This window comes from Streptomyces sp. NPDC104309, assembly GCF_055584025.1.
The window spans coordinates 1-16,963 of sequence record NZ_JBVJMV010000056.1; the positions used below are offsets into that span (position 1 = coordinate 1).

Below are 16,963 nucleotides of genomic sequence, written 5' to 3' on the forward strand. Positions count from 1 at the left end.
TTTGTGGTGCTGCCCCGCAGGTGGGTGGTGGAGCGGACGTTCGGGTGGCTGATGCGATCACGCCGCCTGACACGCGACTACGAGAGGCGGACCGAAACGTCCGAGGCGATGGTGCTGTGGTCGATGACCATGGTCATGAGCCGCCGCCTTGCGAAGCGGCGACACTGAAGGAGCCCGGGGTGTTCTCGACGAGCCAGCCCCGCGCGGCCAGGCGCTTCGCCTTGGACCGCACCCCTTCGATCTTCGCCGGGACCAGTTCGAGGCCCAGCACGTCGGCGAGTTGCCGGCAGATCGCCGGCCCTTCGCCGGACCGCTTGCGATCGGCCAGGACGTGCGTGATCCGCTGGCGGTCCGGCGACAGCACCGTCACGTCAAGCCCCTCCCGTCGCACCGGCACCACTGAATGGGGCGCCGCCCCGGGCGTCGCCGGTTTTGGAACAATCGGCCGGGCGTCCCCGGAAACTTCCACGTTCTTGGGCTCGCGGGACTCGGACAGCACCTGGCTCACCGTCTCCTTCGCGATCACAAGGCGATCCTGCGCGGCTTCCGCCTCCTCCAGCTCGGCAACGAGCCGGTCCAGCTCGTCCCGCAGCGACTCCACCCGCTGCCGGACAGCGACCTCCCGCTCCTCGAGCAACCCCATCACAGACGGCATCCGGCACCTCCACCGAAGAGAGAACACGACGTGTCATCTCTACTGCAGAGAAAGCGACTTTACGCCTGACCAGCGGAAACCCGGCGAGCACACTCGGAAAGACAACAGCTTCCAGTTGACGCACAAGAGGGACAGTTGGCATTGGCTGGGTCCTGGGATCGACGGGCAGCGAGCTCCATGACGCTGTGAGAGTCCAGCGGCGCAGTCCGGTCGCAGGGGGTGCCAGCTTCCGCTCAGGCCCGCCCGGAACGAGGAAGGGGTAACGGTGCTGATCCCTGCGGGTGTTACGTTGCTCTCATCCGTGTCAGCGATGGAGGGGTGGGCAGTTGGGCAGGCTCTTGGACGTGTTCGAGACCACGGTCCACCCGAATTATCGCCAGTTCGGGCTGGTCGACACTAGCGTGGACACGTATACCCCGAATGTGGACTTCTCGGAGTGGTTGCTCTCGGCTCCCGGCATGGTCTTTCTGCAGGTCCCGTCCCAGGTCATCCGGGCCCCTGTGCGGCTGGAGAGCTGGTCCACCGAGCCCGCACCAGGGCCTGGTCCGTGGTCAGGCCAGGCAGAGGTGGATGTGGAACTTCCCACGGCCGAGCTCGGTATTGAGGTCATCGCCGACGGAATTCAGAAGATCCCCCTGATCCTGCCGTCACCCGGGACGTACAGAATGCGCTGGCATTGGGTGTTCAACCGTGAGAACGGCCCGTTCACCTCACCGCTTGTCCCGTCCCCAGGTCCGGTGGAGACACCACTCGGCCATGAAGAGGAACTCGATGGCGAGGACCAGTACTGCCTCGTGCAGATCTGGCGGATCAGCCAGACGTGACAAACTGTGGGCCGGCCCCCAAGGGCGGCCCACAGTCCGACTAGACCGCCTTCACGGATCTCATTCAGTCACCAATGGTGACGATGAACGGGTCGTGATTCAGGATGCGGTCGTTCTCGTACCAGGCGCCGAGCCGGCGGCCGGCCTCCTGTGTTCTCCAACGATTCGATGTAGCGCAGTGAGACGTCGTTCTGGTATTGGTCGCCCTCGTACTGCTACCGCGCGGCGCCTTCGGTGCTGGAGGCGAAGGGGGTACTCGTCGCAGTCGAACCCCTCGGCGGGGCCGCCCGGTACGGCGTCGCTGTTGCAGAGAGACCTGACCACGGAGCGGTTGGCGTCACGGCGCGCGAGCTCAGTGGCTCCTGCGGATGGGACGAGACGGTGCAGCGGGTCGACCGCGGCCCCGCCGGGCAGCTTCTTGCCGTCCTTCTTCGGGCACGTGCTGTCCGGATCCTTGCGGGCCTCGTTGATGTGGTTGGCGACGGCGGCCACGCCCAGGTACGGCCCCTGCGTGCCGTTGCCCGCGTTGCTCGCGTCGCTCTTGTCATAGCGAAACGCGGGAGTGGCGTCGGGGAAGACCGAACCGAGGCTGGCCCGCAGGTTGTACGCGGTGCTGTCGAAACGGATCTCGCCCCGCTCGCCTTCGGTCGGCAGGACCTGGCCGTAGCCGGGAATCGTGAACTTGAAGACCGGCTTGAACAAGCCTGTAGCGAGCTGCTCACCGATGGCCCCGGGGCGATAGTTGTAATTGACCGTCAGCTTCGGCTGGTTAGCGATTGCGTTCCGAGAGTTGGCGATCTTCCATGCCTTGGCCTGGTCCTCGGCGGCTCTGATTCCCATGTAGCCGCGTGTCTGCTTCGCGCTCTCCCACGTCTGCACGAGGTTCTTCACATCCGCCTTGATCCAGCCGTCGGAGGTGTCGGAGCAGCCCTGAGCGTTGCCCTTGGTCTCGGTGGACGTGGCGAACTTCTGCAGCCAGTCCGGCTGCTTCGTCCACCGCGAGGCGGAGGAGCCGGCCGTGGTGTTCCACACATCCCAGGCATGCGCTGTGCAGTCGGTGTTGCCGGAGTGGGTGTTGTAGAACTCCACCTTCGCCGACGATATGAGCGCGTCGGAGAACGGCTCGGTGTTCCACGTCATCAGCGACCGGGCGACACGGGTGGTGCCGTCGGCGTTGGTGGTGCCGGGGTTGCCCCAGTCCAGCTCGGTCCGTGAGCCCAGGTCGGTGGTCTCGCCACGCTGCACGGAGGTGTCGAAGGTGTTGCCCAGCACGGAGGTTGACGGGTCGATGGTCACCGGGTAGTGCGTGGCTGGGGCGTCCAGCCACCTGGCGTCCGGGGTTACGACGAGATCGATGTTCCCCGCCCCGTGATCGACGACCTTCATGCCGACCCGGTGCCGGTTCTCGTGCTTGCCGGAGACCTTTTCGACGCTCGCGTCCCACATCACCGGCGCCGGCATCGTGGCCTTCTTCGCGCCGGTCTTCGCATCGGTGAGCGTCAGCGAGTCGTCCGCGTTCGCCTTGGCCCTGAGGTCGTCGGCCTGGAGCGGCAGGGTGTAGCTGTAGCCGTCGGCGGGGTGTTGAGCCGGGTGTACTGCTCGAAGCCGGTGCGGGTGGCCTCGACGATCACATCCGCACCTGGCACGGCGTCCTTGTTACGTGGCGGTCGTGCCATTCACTTCAGGGGAGGGCAAGCCGCCCTTCCACCGGAGCGTGACCTGCTCGCCGTCCGCGCCGCGGAGGGTGGCGAGGTCACGGGGTACGGCGTCCTCAGCGGCCCTGATTGAGGCGGTCCGTCACTGAAACCTCCGTCATCACGGAACGCTGCAAACCGGCAGTTCTGGCATAACTTGTGGGGGTTTTATTCCTCGTTTGGTTCGGGGATGATCTTGCCGATGGCAGTGTGGGAGTTCGGCATGCCAAGGTGGACGGTGGTATGTGGGGTGGGGAGGTCGCGTATTACGGCGAGGTTTTGCTCGGCGGCGACGCTGGCCTCGATCGTGGGGACCTCGCCGAGCCACCCCTGTTCCTTGGCCTTCTGGAGCCGGTTGAGCAGGTTCGCGTGGATCTTTTCCAAGTGGGGCATCTGCTTGGGACCAGGCCGCGGGACGGGGTCGTGGATGCGGGTGTGTTCGCGGACGGCTGCGGGTCGATAACGGCCTTGCTCACGGCAGGACTGATCGGCGCAGTGGGGCGGGAGTGGCGTCCGGGCGATCGTCGGGCTGCCGCAGTGCGGATGGGGGTACCGTCCGCGCTGCGATCCACTGAGATCCACTGCGATTCAAAGGCTCAGCACGATGGCGGTGCTGATGCCGCCGACACACAGGGCGAATGCGGCCTCTGGCCAGCCGCCTTTTCCCCAGCGGAAAGGTCTGTCGAGGGCGAGCGGGCCGGGACCGATGGCGGCGATGGCCAGCGCCACGACCGCGATGCACACGTTCAACTCGACGCCGCCTTGTGTTTTCCACAGGCCATGTGCCGCGGTGACGGTCACCATGGCATTGATCATCACACCGATCAGGGCAGCCGATGCCAGTGGGGTGAACAGTCCGAGAGCCAGGCCGAGGCCCCCGAGGAACTCGGATCCGCCGCCGATGGCGGCGTAGACGACTCCGGGGTGGTAGCCCAGACCGGCAAACCCCTTGCCCGTTGCGGCGAGACCTTCACCGCCGAATATTCCGAAGAGTTTTTGGCATCCGTGCCCCGTCATGAGGAGGCCGAAGGTGAGCCTGATAAGGAGCAGACCGCAGTTTCCGGCGGAGACCGAAGATTGTGCCGGTAGATGGGCCGTCGGCTGGGGTGGTGCACGCACTTTCTCATTGATGAACTTCACCGGGGACTCCCTCTCTGCACCGATACCACTGGGGTGGCACCGGCTGACCGCCCGGGACACGGCAGGATTGGCCGCACTGCGGCGGCGCCTATGAGCGCACGCCAGGCACGGAGTCCCGGGCGCTGCCGGGAGGCGGCCGAAGCGCAGGGAACCAGCTGGGCTGCCGTCCCCGGTCAGGCCGCGGGTCGTTTACGCATTCAATTACGTGACGTCGGCTTCTCATACCAAGCGTTACCTCCTTCTCCAGCGGGGATCGACCCTGGAGCGGGGGAGTGCGTGCGATATCAGCAGATGCAAGGAGGAGCGAGCGCCTCCGGTGCGGGACAACAGGTGACGCATCGCTGGCCGGCCCAGGGCCAGGGGCGCGGCTGGTGTTCGGTCCGTCACGGATGTGCGGGGGCTGGACCTTCCACGGGTGTGCTGGGTCTGTGCAGAGTGGGCGGCTGCGAGGGGGAGTAGCCCCGCAAACCGGTCGTCGACTTGCTGGAGTCGTTGTGGCTCCCGGTGGCTGGGCCTGTGCAGAGTCTGCCGGGTGGGCGAGGCCTTCGGCTCTTTGTCGACGATGTACGTATGTCGCAGGGCTGAGGTTGTGCGCTGGGGTTCCTACCGCGTGTTGCCCAGGATCCCGTGGTAGGGGTATGCGGGTTCATCGTGTGTGCGGTGGCGATTTGTCTCTCGTGCGAGTGGTTCGTCAGTGCGGTGGAGTGGCTGGGCGAGCGTCTGAGTGTCAGGTAGGGGGCAGTCGGCGCGTTCCTGGCCGCGTTCGGTACCGCACTGTCCGAGTCGGTGGTGACGCTGGTCGGGGTCACCATGGGCGCCATTGAGGGGGTCAGGAGCATCGGTGTCGGCGCGGCGACGGGCGGGCCGCTGGTGCCGGGCACGGTCGCCTACGGTGTGACCGGTGGGATGCTGTTCCTCGGGCGCCGCGAGGAGTGTGTCCCGGTTCCGGCCGTGACTGGCATGCCGGTCGGCGGCCCTGCCGGAGTCGAGGCTCTGGGGGGTGAGAAGGGCATGAAGCCGGTTGGCCAGGGATCAGAAGTGATTCTGGCCGATCTTCATCGTCAAGGTCGCTCTCGGCCTGGGCGCCTTTGTTTTCAAGCCCGCGCTCGGTCTGGTGTTCTTCGGCGCCTGCGCTGTCTACTTCTGGCGCGGGATCCGCAGCGGTGATGACGGTGAGGAGGTCGAGGTGCTGGGGCCGCTGAGGCTTCAGCCCGAGGCCGCCACCCAGGCCACCTGGGCGGTGGTGGCCCAGACCCTGGCCACGCTGGTCGTCATCTTCTTCGCGTCTCAGTTGTTCGTGAAGCAGCTCGACGCGATCGGCCCGGTGCTCGGCCTCTCGGCCGGGGTCACCGCGCTGTTCCTTTGCTGATCGGGACGGGGCTGCCTGAGATCATGAACGCGATCGTCTGGGTCCGTCAGGGGGAGACCGAGCTCGCTCTCGCGAACATTTTTCGGCGTCATGATGATCCGGGCGACGGTCCCCAGCGGCGCGGGACTGCTGTTCACCAGCTGGAAGTTCGATGGCGCCCCGTTCTGGGCCGGACGGATCGTCATGGACGCGATCGTCTGCCTCCTGGTATCGATGCGAGCCCACAAGCTCAGCCCCGGGCGGCTGGCCGTGGCAGGCCTCTTCTATGTCGTTTTCGGCCTGAGGCCCATCCCGGTCCTGGTCTGACGGCCCGTCCCTGCCTTTTGCCGTGGCGGCCCGAAAGGGCTGTCACGGTGTTTGCCGGACTTCGGGCCCCCATGCTTCACCCGTGCCCCCGCACACGGCGGGGAGCTTCCCTCCGCGTTCACATCGCGGGCGCCCGGACGAGTGCGTGATCACGATCGCCGAGCGCCCGGTACATGACACCACCCAGCGACCACCCGTTGCGGACCGCGCATCGCCGCATGGCCGGGGCCGCCGTGGAAAGCGCGATGTGCAGCCGTGCCGGCTTCGATTTTCTGCGTAAGCGAGTCCCGCTCGCCTCATGACGGGCGGCGGTAGGTGCGGTGGTACGAGTCGCCGACTTGACCATCACACGTGCCGCCGACCCGGAAGCCGTTGCGGCGGTACTGCTCGTTGGCACTCCGGGCATCAACGTCCAGCACCGCCTGGACCCCGCCCTGGACCGCCGACGGGCTGTGACGGCGATGACGGGCGTCTACGCCGACGCGCTGTCCGGCACCGGGCCGGACACCTCCTTTGGAACCTGACCCGCACCCGACTGCGGTGCGGCGCCCAGGCAGGTGAGGCGGTCCCGCCCCCGGCCCACGGCCGCACCGGTGCCGAGACCATCCTGGAATCCACCGGCCGGCCCGACCGTTGGAGACCCATGCCGCAGTGTCAGAACCTTCCCGCTGTCCGTCCTGTCGCGGGACAAGCCGAGGTGGTCCAGTGTGACCCGGTGGTGGTGGCCACTGTGCCGAAGGGTGAGCTGTCCGCGCCTGGTGTGACGCAGCGGCTGTCGGGCACCGGCCCGTAGGGGTGCAGCAGCAGTAGTGGCATCCGGCGCTGTGCGTGCCGCGCGGGGAGCGGGCCACGGTCGAGCACCGGGCCGGCTGTGCGTGGGACGGGTGAGAGCGTCAGGAGCATGGCCGGGCGGCGGTGCCTGAGTGAGATGCCGCGGTCCTTGCGGGCCGGAGTCATCGCCACCGGTCTCGCTCGGCTGTTACGAGACAGCGACAAGGCCCTGATGAACGTCTGTCTCCGCTGTGTCGTCGTTTCTAGTGACCACGCCAATCGGCACGTAGGTGCCCTTTGGCGCGAAATGCTGTTCTCGCGATAGATAGGGGCAGGTCTGTGATGGTCTCGAAGCGGCGCTCCCTGCGCACAGCCGTCGTCGGTGTCTTCGGCGCGGCCTCTCTCGCCCTTGCGGGCACCGCGATGGCAGCCGCTCCGGCCGCGCACACCGCGGCTCCGGTGGTCGTCGCGCAGCGGGCCGTGCCTGCCGAGGCCGGCATCACGGCCAAGCCGTCGACGTCCTCCGTCCGCGCCTGGCAGCTGTTCCGGGTCACGGGCCAGGCCGCCGGTCTCAAGGCGGGCAGCGAGGTGACCCTTCAGCAGACGCGGCACGGCAAGTGGGTCAGCCTGCCCGCGTCCACGAACATCTCGCGGGACGGCTCCTACTCGCTCGGTGTCAGGCTCGGGCTGAAGGGAAAGAACGGCCTGCGTATTGTCAGCGGCACCATGGCCTCGCCGGTCTTCAGCGTGACGGTTCGCTGAGTAGCGCCGCCACCGCGGCATAGGTCGGCTGTCGGCACCGGGGTGGTCTCCTCCCACCTGCCCTGGTGCTCCCGCCAGACGGAATCGGCGGCGACGACGCTGCGTCCGACCTGTGGGAAGCCACCCCTGACCGATGTCTGCGCAACGGCTTTGCTCCGGGCGGAGTGCAGTGGTTCCCGGGGTGCGGGGGCCGGGGGTGAGGAACGTTCACCGGGGGGTGAAGGAACCCCGGCCACCAGCACGGTACGTCACTGGTGGCCGGGCCCCTGCCTGTGCTTGTTCTGCCGGTGGTCCGTCCGGCGTTCCGTGGTCCGGGAATGAGGCGTGGTCTTCGGTACGGGCGGCCGGCTCGGTCGGCGGGGCGACGGCGGATGTCCGCGAACAACCGTGTCCCAACCCCGCGTCGACCGGCCGCCCGGCGCGCGGGCCTGGTCGCGGAGGTCGCCCGGAGCTGGTCGAGTGTGGTCATGGCGGCGTGGACGGTCGCTTCGTCGGCCGCGGTGATGTCGAGGACGACGAGCCCGGGCTCGCTGAGGTGCTGTGCGTGGATCGGTTCCATGCCCGTACGGTTGTATACCGCTCTCGTCGACGCCTCCGCGCACGTTCGCGGTCCCGAGCCGGATGTTCCGAGAAGGGATATCCTCAGGGCCGGGGGCCAGACGAGAATCCCGGCCCGATTACGGCGGGCCGGGATTCTGTGTTGTGCGCCTGGCCGGAGGGCCCCGGCCCGATTACGGCGGGCCGGGGTTCTCTAGCATGCGCATCAGGCGGTTGCTGGTTTTAGTAATCGCCGCCCTCGCCGAATTCGCCGCCCTCGCCCTTCTCGTCGTGGTGGCGCTTGATGACACGGAAGCTGGCGACGACTCCGTGCTTGACCTTCACGCCGTCATCCATCTTCTCGTGGTGCTTGCCCTTCTCGTGGTGCTCGCCCTTCTCGCAGTCCTCGTCCTCGTCCCTGCCCGGGCGGATGTTGTTGGCGGTGCTGTAGCGGCCGACGGTGGCGATGGGGGCGCCGTTGTCGCACACGGCTCCGCGGAAGACCTCGACTTCGTTGCGGCTGTCGTTGCGGATGTTGAAGCTCTTGGCGCCCAGGCCGCTGACGACGGTGATGCAGCCGTCGGGGCGGCCGGAGTATTCGCGCTCGTTGATGTGGATCCGGCCCTCCTCGTGATGGCGCTTGCCCTCGCGCTCGTTGCCCCGGCGCTCGTTGCCTTCGTTGCCCTTGCCTTCGTTGCCCTTGCCCGTGTTGCCGCCCTCCCCGCCCATGGGGGCCTGGGCGGGGACGGCGACCGGGGCCACCTGGGCCTGGGCCTGGGGGGCGGCGGTGGCGTAGGTGATGCCGGTCGCGGTCAGTGCCGCGGCGGCCGCGACGGCCGTGGCGATCGCGTGGGAACGGGTCATGATCATGTCGCTTGTTCTCCTTCTCAGACTCAGAGACAGTCCCGCTGTGACAGCCGGTGCGTGATTGAACTTACTAACACCCCCTATTGCTGTCATATCGAGCAAATCGGGACCCCCGGTTTCGTGGGGCTGATCGGGTTTACGGAGTCCCTTCAAGCCGCTCTGGAGACGAACTGACTAACCGTCAAAATTGCATTGTGCTTGGGAAATTGAAAGACAATTAGCCCTTGCAGGTGATCTTCTGACGCCTACTCACCCGCTGTGGCGGTGGGGCGCTGGGAAGTGTCGGCAAGTCGCTGCTTGACATGTGGCCTGTCGTAGGCTCCAGGGAGGCCGCGTGCACGGTGGCTGTCCGACGAACGTGACCGCGCAGAGCGGGGTTCGTCCAGGCCGGACGGTGACCAATGCCGGCGGGCACGGCCTACCCGCCGCGGCCCGGGCCGACCGTCCCGAGGACCCGAGCGGGCAAGCGCCAGGACCTGTCCGGGCACGAGGACCGTCTGCGTGGACTGCCCCGCCTCCCGCCGGGCGCCGCCCACACGATCGGAACGCCCGGGACAGCCCGCTCGGGACGGTGCGCGCACTGCGGCGGGACCGGCGACGCCCGCCCGCTGAGAGCCTGTCGGGTGGCTGATCATGCGTGATGCGTGACGGTCGTGATCTGCCTTCCGGGCATGGCGACGGCCCCGGAATGATCACGTGGTGTGTGCCGGTGCGACAACTCCGAGGCCGTCAGCGGCCCATGCTATCCGTCCAGCTCGACCGATGAGATGTGGGAGATCATCCGGCCGCTGCTTCCCGCGCGTGACCTGCGAAGAGGCGGCGGGCTGCGCAAGTGCGGAGACCGGTTGGTGCTCGACTCGGTGTTCTGCGTGCTGCGGCCGGGCTGCCGGTGGCGGATGCTTCCGCGCGATCTGATGCCCGGGGACGCGGCCCACCGCTGGTTCACCAAGTGGCGCCGGGACGGCACCTGGGACCGCGTTCACTACGAGCTCCGCCGCCAGGTCCGGGTCGGGGCCGGACGCGATCGCGAGCCGTCGGCCGCCGTGATCGACGCCCGGTCGATCAAGACCAGTGAGCGCGGCGAGGCGCGTGGGTTCGATGCGGGCAGGCGGATGACAGGGCGAAAGAGACACGTGATCGTGGACATGATGGGCTTGCTGCTGGTCGTCGCGGTCACCTCCGCGTCCGTGCGGGAGCGGGCCGGAGGCCGCATCGTCCTGGCCCGTCTCGCGAAGGGATTCCGTACGGTCAGTCTGGTGTGGGCCGACGGCGGATGCGCCAACTCCTTTGATTCCGAGCTTCTTTCATGGGCCCGGGACGCGTTGAACATCGTTGTCGAGATCGCGAAGCGGACCGACGACGTCAAGGGCTTCAAGGTCCTGCCCCGCCGCTGGGTGGTGAAGCGAAGTTTTGGCCGGCTGGTCCGAAACCGTCGGCCGGCCCGCGACTACGAACGGCCGACCGCGACCTCCCAGGCCGTGATCAAGGTGGCAGTGATCCGCTTGGTGCTCGTCCGGCTCGCCGGGCAGTCCTTGCGGTGAAGCCATGAATCCCACCGCAAGACCGCACGAGCCAACACCGACGAGGACTGCATCGCAGCGTAATCGACCGGCCACCCGACAGGCCCTCAGACGGCAGGCCCACTGTGTCCTGCCGCTCGGATGATGTGCGGGCGAGTCAGCCAACGCGGCGGGAAGCCGCCGGGTCACCGCGTTCGCGCCGCGGTCGAAGGTGGGCGAGCAGCTGGGCGCTGGACATGGCGCGTCCGCGCTGAGCAGCGGTCTGGTCGGCGATGCGCAGCAGGTCGCAGGCGACCGCGCGAACGCCCTCGAACCAGCCGTCCTCGAAGCCCTGCTCGGACCCGTGCGGGGCGCTGCTCTGAGATCCAGGTGCGCGCGCCCGCGACCGCCCCGGCCTCCAGCTGCGACACGAGTTCACCGGCCTGCGCGCGGGGCCCCAACGGCGGCCAACACCTCGAACACCACGAACCGCGCGGTCACCGCGTCACCCGAAAGCCTGGGCGTTCGGTACTACGACGCGGAGGCTGTCGTCACGAGCGGCTTCGTCAACGGAACTGTTTACCTCGGGTTCGACTCCGAGGACCTCTCAGACTGGGGCCGGCTTCTGGACGCCATCGAGGAAGCCGAATAGGAGGCCTACCTCGACGAGCCGTTCACCGCGGACTGGCCCCAGTCAGGCCGCACCGCCTGCCTTTGATTCCTTTGCGACGACCCCTACGTGGTCGAAGTCCGTGACGGCACCAGCACCCAGACCGTCGTCTCCGTGCCCCTCGACATGGGCGAAGAGTGGATAGCCGAATCCAGGGAGCGGCTGGCGGCGGCCCGAGCCGCTCTTGGCGTTGGCGCAGAGGGTCACCGTGGCGCACGTCCCTGACCGCGAGCTCACCCTCCCGCACCACACTCCGACTGCTTGACAACGACGATCGGGAATCAGTCACACCACCTGTGACTGATTCCCAATAATTCCTGTCCACCAGTGAGCCGTAAGGTGCGGCTCATGGAATCGTTGATCGCTGCCGTCCGAGAACAGGACGAAGCCGCCCGTTTCCTCGCTTGGCCGGGTGACTTCGACCTGGACCGAGGCGACCATGCCGAGGAAGTTCACCTCGCCTCGGGCGCCGCGCTCAAGGGTTTCGGCGGCGACGGCGCCGGGGGCAGGGCGGCTTCGCCGATGGCCCGCACGGCGCCGGGGTAGACCTTGCCGCGGACGCCTTCGTCCAGCAGGGCGCCGCAGAGCGATCGAACGTGACGACGACGCAGTGGAGTTGTGGAAGAAGGAGGTGTGGCCGCAGGTAAAAGCACGGCGGCGGCCCGCGATGCCTGGACCGTCTTCGAGGACGAGGCCAGCCAGTCGCTGAGGCCGCCATGCGCGAGGTCCTGGGGCCAGGTCGGCCGGACTCCGGTCGTCCGCGTCCGGGGCCGCGGTTCGGGGCGGGTTTCGATGGCGGGAATGGTCTGCTTCCGCCTCGGAGACCGGTCCCGGCTGATCTACAGCTTCCGCGTTCACCGGGGCCGAAAGGGTGAACCCAAAGGATTCGCCTGGCAGGACTACCGCGATCTGATCGTGCGGGCGCACAACCAGCTCCAAGGCCCCATCGTCCTGGTCTGGGACAACCTGCGTACCCATCTCATGTCGCAGATGAAGGACTTCATTGCAGCGAACGAGGACTGGCTGACCGTCTTTCATTTCCCGTCCTACGCACCTGACCTCAACCCGCAGGAAGGTATCTGGTCCCTGGTGAAACGGACGATCGGCAACCTCGCCGCCGCGAACCTCGACCAGCTCGCCGCCGCCGTGAGGCGCAGCCTCAAGAAGACCCAGTATCGACCGCACCTCATCGACGGCTGCCTCATAGGCACCGGCCTGGCCCTGACCAGCTGAGACGATCAGGCCGACATCACTCATGCAAGCTCAGTAGCTGGCCGTCAGCCGAATGGGGCGGTTTCGGGTTCGGTGTGTCGGCTCCGAGTCTGCTGCGCTTCGCGTTGAGCGGATATTGAGGGGAGGGACGCGATGGCCTCGGTGGGCCGGCCTTGCCTGATCAGGAGCTCTGCCAGTGCGCTGGGCCCGTCGGACTCGGCGGACGAGCGGAGTACAGCGAGAGCTTCGTCCGCGCGGCCGGCCTCTTCCAGCAGCGATGCGAGCATCACGTTCCTGTTGTACTCCTCCGGCGGCACAGCCGTGGCCTCTGTGATGGCCTCTTGGTGGCGTCCGACCTTGGCCAGCGGTGTCAGCCGCGTCGACCGGACCGAATGAGAGTGCTCTTTGACGTACTGCGCGCTGCGCTCGTTCAGGAGCGCCAGAGCCTGTTCGGGCCGTCCGTCCTCGACCAGCAGGTCCACGGCCCAGTCGAGTTGGTTGCCGCAGTCGTAGTACTCGAACGTGGGCCCCTTCGTCGATCCGGCCTTTTCGGGCCAGTAGCCGCACGAGGGTGCTGCGATGACCAGGGTGGTCGGTGGCATCGATGATCTCCCAAAGGACGGTCTCGGCCTCCTCCTCCCGGCCCGCATCGGCCAGCGCCTTCACGTACTGCTCCAGTGCAACGGTTCCGTGCTCCCCGGTGGCCAGCTCGCGTAGCGCCTCAATACGGCCGTGGCGCGCCAGCAGACCTGCGTAGAACGCGACCGTGTTCTGGACGAAATATCGGCGCTCAGCGACATCCGTCGCGAGAATGTTGATCGCTTCGTCGGCGTGACCGGCACGTTCCAGGACCTGCGCCTGCAGGTCCAGGGCACCCTGTCCAGGGTGCGTCCACTTGCCTTCTGCCTTGGCTTTGCGAGCTCCCTCCGCCAAAGGTGGGAGCAGTTCGAGGACACGCTCGTCCCTGTCCTTCCCCTCGGTCATCTCGACCAAGGTCGACTGCATCCACCAGTCCTGGAGATGAGGAGCGAGGACATCGATCGCTTCGTCCAGCCGTCCGGCCCGTTCCAGCATCAGGGCGTAGTCCCGCCACTCCCGGTCCTCCTGCACCGGCTCGCGCGGGCGGACCAGGGCGAGCGCGTCGGCAGTCGTCCCCGACTGGAAAAGCACGTCGGCAGCCACCTTCACGGCAGGTTCCCACCCGGTCGCCGCGAACGGCTCGATCACCGACCGCGCCTTCTCGTGGTCCCCCGCCGCGCATAGCTCGCGCACGGCCGTACGGGCGCAGAACCACTCGCCACGCTCACCCGCCGCTTTCACCTTGAGTTCCAGATGCCCGAGTTCCACGAGAAGGTCCGCCGTCAGCGGCGGAATCCCTCCGTACATCCGCTCTTGCCACTCGAGATCGTCAACGTTTATGGAGGGAGCAAAGGAATCCCCACTGACACCCACCGAACGGGGCGAACGCGAGCAACGCGGTCTCTGGACGGTCGGCCGCATACCGTCGTCCGCACGCTGCGGATCCTCGCCCCGGATCCTCGCCCCGGCCCCGCGCCCGAACCCGAGCCGGCCGAACCCGAGCCGCCCGAACCCGAGCCGGCCGACGCCGATCCGGCACCCGCCCCCGCGCCCACCGGTCCGGTCCGCACCCGGGAGACCGCCTCGGCCGGTTACCACCGCGCCCTCGCTGCACACCGCCAGGCCGTACCGTCGCGCCGGACCGACCCGGGCATCGCGCAGGCAGCGAAGCGGCAGACCGCCGCACTGCGCGCACGCAGCGCCCGTGCCTTCCCCGAGACCGAGACCGCACCGGACGCGGACGACGCGCCGGCCACGATTGAGGCGGCCCGCACCCCACGCCGCCGCCACGCCGCCGTCAGGCCGCGGCCACCGAGGCCGCCGTCCTGTGCCGCGCCCGCGCCGCGCGCGCCTCCCGGCAGGACGTGTACGACACCGCGGGAGCAGTACAGCTGGCGCCCACGGCGTAACCAGGTTGCGCTCCTCGGCCGCCCCGAAGGACGGCAGCCGCACCACCCGTCGACGACGGCATCATGCAGATGAGCCCGGTCTGGTGCCGCGGCTCACCTCCGCTCGCGTGGAGAGGACGCGAGCGCATTCGGGGTGGCCGGGGCGGATCCGAGAAGTGCGGGGGAGAGGGGGGTGAGGCTGTCCCTCGGTCGATCAGTGGCGTCGCAGGGAGGGGTCGAGCAGCGCGGGCGGAGTGTCGTTCTTCTCGTGCGCGGCCAGGTCGGTGCCGGGGGCCACGATGGTGTCGATCGCGTCGAGTACGTCGGTGGAGAGCACGGTGTCTGCGGCAGCGAGTCGCGAGTGCAGGTGGTCCAGCGTACGGGGGCCGATGAGCGCGCCGGTCACGCCAGGGTGCGCGGTCACGAATCCGAGCGTGAGCTGGATCATGGTCAGGCCGGCCTCGTCGGCGACCTTGGCCAGCCGTTCCACGGCTTCGAGCCTGGCCCGGTTGGCGGGGACGGTGGTATCGAAACGCTGCGGCATGAACGCTGAGTGGTTGCTGGTGATCTCCCGGCCCTCGCGGATCGCGCCCGACAGCCAGCCCGAGGCCAACGGGCTCCACACCAACACTCCGAGCCCGTATTCCTCGGTCACGGGCAGGACGTGGGCCTCAATCCCGCGCTGCAGGATCGAGTAGCTGGGCTGTTCCGTGACGTAGCGGCTCAGGTGGTGCTCGCGGGCGGCCCACTGTGCCTGCACGATGCGGTAGGCGGGGAAGGCCGAGGAGCCGAAGTAACGGATCTTTCCTGCGCGCTGCAGGTCGGTCAGAGCCGACAGCGTCTCCTCGTCGCTGGTACGGGGGTCCCACGGTGGATCTGGTAGAGATCGACGTGGTCGACACTGAGACGGCGCAGGCTGTCGTCCAGTGCGGTGACCAGCCAGCGGCGCGAACCGCCCTGATGGTTGCGCTTGTCGCCCATTCGCGAGCCTGAGATCCGGGAGCAGCAGGAGGTGCGTGCCCGGCAGCGGGCGCGGGCCGAGCAGTCGTGGAAGATTCAGCCGAAGCGTTCCGGCAGCACCGCGATGCTGCACCGCGGCGGCCGCACCTTGTACAAGAGCGAGCTCGGTTTCCTCACCTGGGACGAAGCGATCATTGCCCTGCCGGAGCCGGACATCGAGCCGTGCCAGATCTGCACTCCGGAAACGGGGCTGATGGACGAGTAGGTCGTACGCACTGTCCGCAGCGCCGCCCAGGGCGGGGCGCGCAAGCTGGAGATGTGGAGTTCCCGGTCAAGGTTGCCCTCGCCCAGGCCGTGCCGGTCCTGCCTGAGGGGCCGGGCTGGTGGTGCGAGCCCGAATTCGACAGTTCTCCAGACATGCAGATGTGTCTCGCGTCGTCAATCACTTGCCTGGTACGACCTCACCGGTGAGAATCAGCGGGTGCTTGCATCTGTGTCGGACGGGCGCGCGGGAATCAACGCCGTCCTGGTGAAGCGGTTGATCACCACCCAGTTCCCTCAGTGGAGCCGTCTGCCCGTGGTCCCGGTGGCGGTGGACGGCTGGGACAACCGCACCTACCGCCTCGGTGACGACATGACGGTCCGCCTGCCCACCGCGGCCGGCCATGCTCCCGCGGTCGGCAAGGAATGCGACTGGCTGCCTCGCCTGGCCCCCGCGCTGCCGGTGGCTGTCCCCACCGTCCTGGCCATGGGAGTCCCCGGCGCGGGATACCCCTACCCCTGGTCCGTGCGCGGCTGGCTGCCCGGCGAGAGCGCTTCTCCCGAACGCATCGACGACATGACCCAGTTCGCCACCAGTGTCGCCGGGTTCATCCTCGCCCTTCAGCGCTGTGACTCCAAGGGCGGTCCTCCCGCCGGGGCGCACAGCGGGTATCGCGGCGCGTCGCCCGCTCACTACGACGACGAGACGCGTCGCTGCATCACCGCCCTGAGCGGCCGGATCGACACCGCGAGGGCCACCGAGACCTGGCAAGCGGCACTTCAGGCCCAATGGCGTGGAACGCCGGTGTGGTTCCACGGCGACATCGGCGGCAGCAACCTGCTTGTCACCGACGGCAAGCTGTCGGCCGTCATCGACTTCGGTACCTCGGGCATCGGCGACCCGGCCTGCGATCTCGTGATCGCCTGGACGATGTTCCGCGAGGAAAGCCGCGAGGCATTCCGGCACACAGTCGGCCAGGACGACGGCACCTGGGCCAGGGCCAGGGGCTGGGCGCTGTGGAAGTCCCTGCTGACGTTGACCCAGTGCTCCGATCCCCAGGACGGGCGAGTCGCCATCCATCTCGATGTGATCGACGCGGTGCTGGCCGACCACGAACGCTTCGCGTAACCCGGACCGACGCCGACGCACTCCCCACCGCCCAACGTCACCCTCCAGCAGCCCACTTCGAGTCCCATGGGACACACCGAAGCCTGGAGAACGACGGGCACCGGACCGTGCTGCACCGCACCGACGACACCGCATCCTGTACGCCCGGTCCGGCAGGGTTGTCACCCAGCACTGGACGGACCTGGCCGTCGCCGCCATGGCCCTTCGACCAGGGACCGTCCTGGACGGGGAGGCGCTGATCTGGCGAGAAGGCCGGCTCGACTTCGCCGCGGCGCAGTCATGGGCCGAGGCGTCCGTTGGCCCTCACCCTCGCAGCCCGGCACCCTGCCTCGTACGCCTG

At 68.0% G+C, this 16,963-nt stretch carries 18 protein-coding genes and 3 pseudogenes; 13 read left to right on the forward strand and 8 right to left on the reverse strand.

Translation table 11 applies throughout. The features are described from left to right. On the forward strand, window positions 1-168 hold a 168-nt coding region (locus ACZ68L_RS40995; RefSeq protein ID WP_469588527.1), incomplete at its 5' end, for a transposase. Here the strand turns inward: ACZ68L_RS40995 and ACZ68L_RS41000 are convergent. Further along, entirely contained in the window at window positions 134-655 is a 522-nt protein-coding gene (locus tag ACZ68L_RS41000; RefSeq protein ID WP_469588422.1) for a hypothetical protein, read from the reverse strand. The two genes, ACZ68L_RS40995 and ACZ68L_RS41000, sit on opposite strands and share 35 nt — an antisense overlap. A 344-nt stretch (window positions 656-999) precedes the next feature. On the opposite strand from ACZ68L_RS41000, the gene ACZ68L_RS41005 reads away from it, so the two are divergent. Beyond that, window positions 1,000-1,479, forward strand: coding sequence for a hypothetical protein (locus ACZ68L_RS41005; RefSeq protein ID WP_469588425.1), 480 nt, complete (start codon window positions 1,000-1,002; stop codon window positions 1,477-1,479). 99 nt (window positions 1,480-1,578) lie between these two features. Here the strand turns inward: ACZ68L_RS41005 and ACZ68L_RS41010 are convergent, their stop codons facing one another. The 3 genes from ACZ68L_RS41010 to ACZ68L_RS41020 all read right to left on the reverse strand — a co-directional run bounded on the left by ACZ68L_RS41010 (window position 1,579) and on the right by ACZ68L_RS41020 (window position 4,292). Further along, the gene (locus tag ACZ68L_RS41010) at window positions 1,579-2,940 is read right to left on the reverse strand and encodes a DNRLRE domain-containing protein (RefSeq protein ID WP_469588428.1); all 1,362 of its coding nucleotides are present in this window, start codon (window positions 2,938-2,940) and stop codon (window positions 1,579-1,581) included. Between the two features lie 401 nt (window positions 2,941-3,341). Next, window positions 3,342-3,557: a hypothetical protein gene (locus ACZ68L_RS41015; protein WP_469588431.1), complete on the reverse strand. Its 216-nt coding sequence runs from the start codon at window positions 3,555-3,557 to the stop codon at window positions 3,342-3,344. A gap of 204 nt (window positions 3,558-3,761) precedes the next feature. Beyond that, window positions 3,762-4,292 carry a DoxX family protein gene (locus ACZ68L_RS41020; RefSeq protein ID WP_469588530.1) on the reverse strand — a complete coding sequence of 177 codons (531 nt, stop codon included), beginning with the start codon at window positions 4,290-4,292 and terminating at the stop codon, window positions 3,762-3,764. A gap of 1,135 nt (window positions 4,293-5,427) precedes the next feature. On the opposite strand from ACZ68L_RS41020, the gene ACZ68L_RS41025 reads away from it, so the two are divergent. The 4 genes from ACZ68L_RS41025 to ACZ68L_RS41040 all read left to right on the forward strand — a co-directional run bounded on the left by ACZ68L_RS41025 (window position 5,428) and on the right by ACZ68L_RS41040 (window position 7,521). Then, window positions 5,428-5,682 carry a hypothetical protein gene (locus ACZ68L_RS41025; RefSeq protein ID WP_469588436.1) on the forward strand — a complete coding sequence of 85 codons (255 nt, stop codon included), beginning with the start codon at window positions 5,428-5,430 and terminating at the stop codon, window positions 5,680-5,682. A gap of 90 nt (window positions 5,683-5,772) precedes the next feature. Continuing rightward, window positions 5,773-5,988: a hypothetical protein gene (locus ACZ68L_RS41030; RefSeq protein ID WP_469588438.1), complete on the forward strand. Its 216-nt coding sequence runs from the start codon at window positions 5,773-5,775 to the stop codon at window positions 5,986-5,988. A 338-nt stretch (window positions 5,989-6,326) separates the two neighbouring features. Then, window positions 6,327-6,512 carry a hypothetical protein gene (locus ACZ68L_RS41035; protein ID WP_469588441.1) on the forward strand — a complete coding sequence of 62 codons (186 nt, stop codon included), beginning with the start codon at window positions 6,327-6,329 and terminating at the stop codon, window positions 6,510-6,512. 589 nt (window positions 6,513-7,101) lie between these two features. Further along, window positions 7,102-7,521 (forward strand): hypothetical protein, encoded by a 420-nt coding sequence (locus tag ACZ68L_RS41040; protein ID WP_469588444.1) that lies wholly within the window; start codon window positions 7,102-7,104, stop codon window positions 7,519-7,521. On the opposite strand, the gene ACZ68L_RS41045 is transcribed toward ACZ68L_RS41040, so the two are convergent. Further along, on the reverse strand, window positions 7,502-8,080 hold the full coding sequence (locus ACZ68L_RS41045; RefSeq protein ID WP_469588447.1) for a DUF6207 family protein: 579 nt from the start codon (window positions 8,078-8,080) through the stop codon (window positions 7,502-7,504). The genes ACZ68L_RS41040 and ACZ68L_RS41045 overlap by 20 nt on opposite strands. Before the next feature lie 221 nt (window positions 8,081-8,301). Continuing rightward, window positions 8,302-8,928, reverse strand: coding sequence for a hypothetical protein (locus ACZ68L_RS41050; RefSeq protein ID WP_469588450.1), 627 nt, complete (start codon window positions 8,926-8,928; stop codon window positions 8,302-8,304). Between the two features lie 698 nt (window positions 8,929-9,626). Between ACZ68L_RS41050 and ACZ68L_RS41055 the strand changes: the two genes are divergently transcribed. From ACZ68L_RS41055 to ACZ68L_RS41070, 4 genes and pseudogenes are all read left to right on the forward strand, one after another. Continuing rightward, window positions 9,627-10,466 (forward strand): IS5 family transposase, encoded by an 840-nt coding sequence (locus tag ACZ68L_RS41055; protein ID WP_469588452.1) that lies wholly within the window; start codon window positions 9,627-9,629, stop codon window positions 10,464-10,466. A gap of 322 nt (window positions 10,467-10,788) precedes the next feature. Next, window positions 10,789-11,319, forward strand: a pseudogene (locus ACZ68L_RS41060) (DUF5959 family protein). Window positions 11,320-11,442: 123 nt separating this feature from the next. Next, window positions 11,443-11,640, forward strand: coding sequence for a hypothetical protein (locus tag ACZ68L_RS41065; RefSeq protein WP_469588550.1), 198 nt, complete (start codon window positions 11,443-11,445; stop codon window positions 11,638-11,640). 34 nt (window positions 11,641-11,674) lie between these two features. Beyond that, window positions 11,675-12,327, forward strand: a pseudogene (locus tag ACZ68L_RS41070) (transposase); the annotation flags it as partial. Between the two features lie 44 nt (window positions 12,328-12,371). Here ACZ68L_RS41070 and ACZ68L_RS41075 read toward each other — a convergent pair. After that, window positions 12,372-12,908: a tetratricopeptide repeat protein gene (locus ACZ68L_RS41075; protein ID WP_469588455.1), complete on the reverse strand. Its 537-nt coding sequence runs from the start codon at window positions 12,906-12,908 to the stop codon at window positions 12,372-12,374. 130 nt (window positions 12,909-13,038) lie between these two features. On the opposite strand from ACZ68L_RS41075, the gene ACZ68L_RS41080 reads away from it, so the two are divergent. Next, window positions 13,039-13,569 (forward strand): hypothetical protein, encoded by a 531-nt coding sequence (locus ACZ68L_RS41080; RefSeq protein ID WP_469588457.1) that lies wholly within the window; start codon window positions 13,039-13,041, stop codon window positions 13,567-13,569. 918 nt (window positions 13,570-14,487) lie between these two features. Here ACZ68L_RS41080 and ACZ68L_RS41085 read toward each other — a convergent pair. Then, window positions 14,488-15,254 (reverse strand): annotated as a pseudogene (locus ACZ68L_RS41085) (aldo/keto reductase); the annotation flags it as partial. Window positions 15,255-15,285: 31 nt separating this feature from the next. On the opposite strand from ACZ68L_RS41085, the gene ACZ68L_RS41090 reads away from it, so the two are divergent. Next, the gene (locus tag ACZ68L_RS41090; RefSeq protein ID WP_469588533.1) at window positions 15,286-15,498 is read left to right on the forward strand and encodes a DUF6233 domain-containing protein; all 213 of its coding nucleotides are present in this window, start codon (window positions 15,286-15,288) and stop codon (window positions 15,496-15,498) included. Between the two features lie 216 nt (window positions 15,499-15,714). Continuing rightward, entirely contained in the window at window positions 15,715-16,623 is a 909-nt protein-coding gene (locus ACZ68L_RS41095; protein ID WP_469588460.1) for an aminoglycoside phosphotransferase family protein, read from the forward strand. Window positions 16,624-16,963: the final 340 nt, after the last annotated feature.

Coding starts and splice junctions, on each gene's coding strand:
- ACZ68L_RS41030 (WP_469588438.1), top strand. CDS start 5,773: ATGATGATCCGGGCGACGGTCCCCAGCGGCGCGGGACTGCTGTTCACC.
- ACZ68L_RS41040 (WP_469588444.1), top strand. CDS start 7,102: ATGGTCTCGAAGCGGCGCTCCCTGCGCACAGCCGTCGTCGGTGTCTTC.
- ACZ68L_RS41065 (WP_469588550.1), top strand. CDS start 11,443: ATGGAATCGTTGATCGCTGCCGTCCGAGAACAGGACGAAGCCGCCCGT.
- ACZ68L_RS41075 (WP_469588455.1), bottom strand. CDS start 12,908: ATGCCACCGACCACCCTGGTCATCGCAGCACCCTCGTGCGGCTACTGG.
- ACZ68L_RS41050 (WP_469588450.1), bottom strand. CDS start 8,928: ATGATCATGACCCGTTCCCACGCGATCGCCACGGCCGTCGCGGCCGCC.
- ACZ68L_RS41045 (WP_469588447.1), bottom strand. CDS start 8,080: ATGGAACCGATCCACGCACAGCACCTCAGCGAGCCCGGGCTCGTCGTC.
- ACZ68L_RS41000 (WP_469588422.1), bottom strand. CDS start 655: ATGCCGTCTGTGATGGGGTTGCTCGAGGAGCGGGAGGTCGCTGTCCGG.
- ACZ68L_RS41010 (WP_469588428.1), bottom strand. CDS start 2,940: ATGCCGGCGCCGGTGATGTGGGACGCGAGCGTCGAAAAGGTCTCCGGC.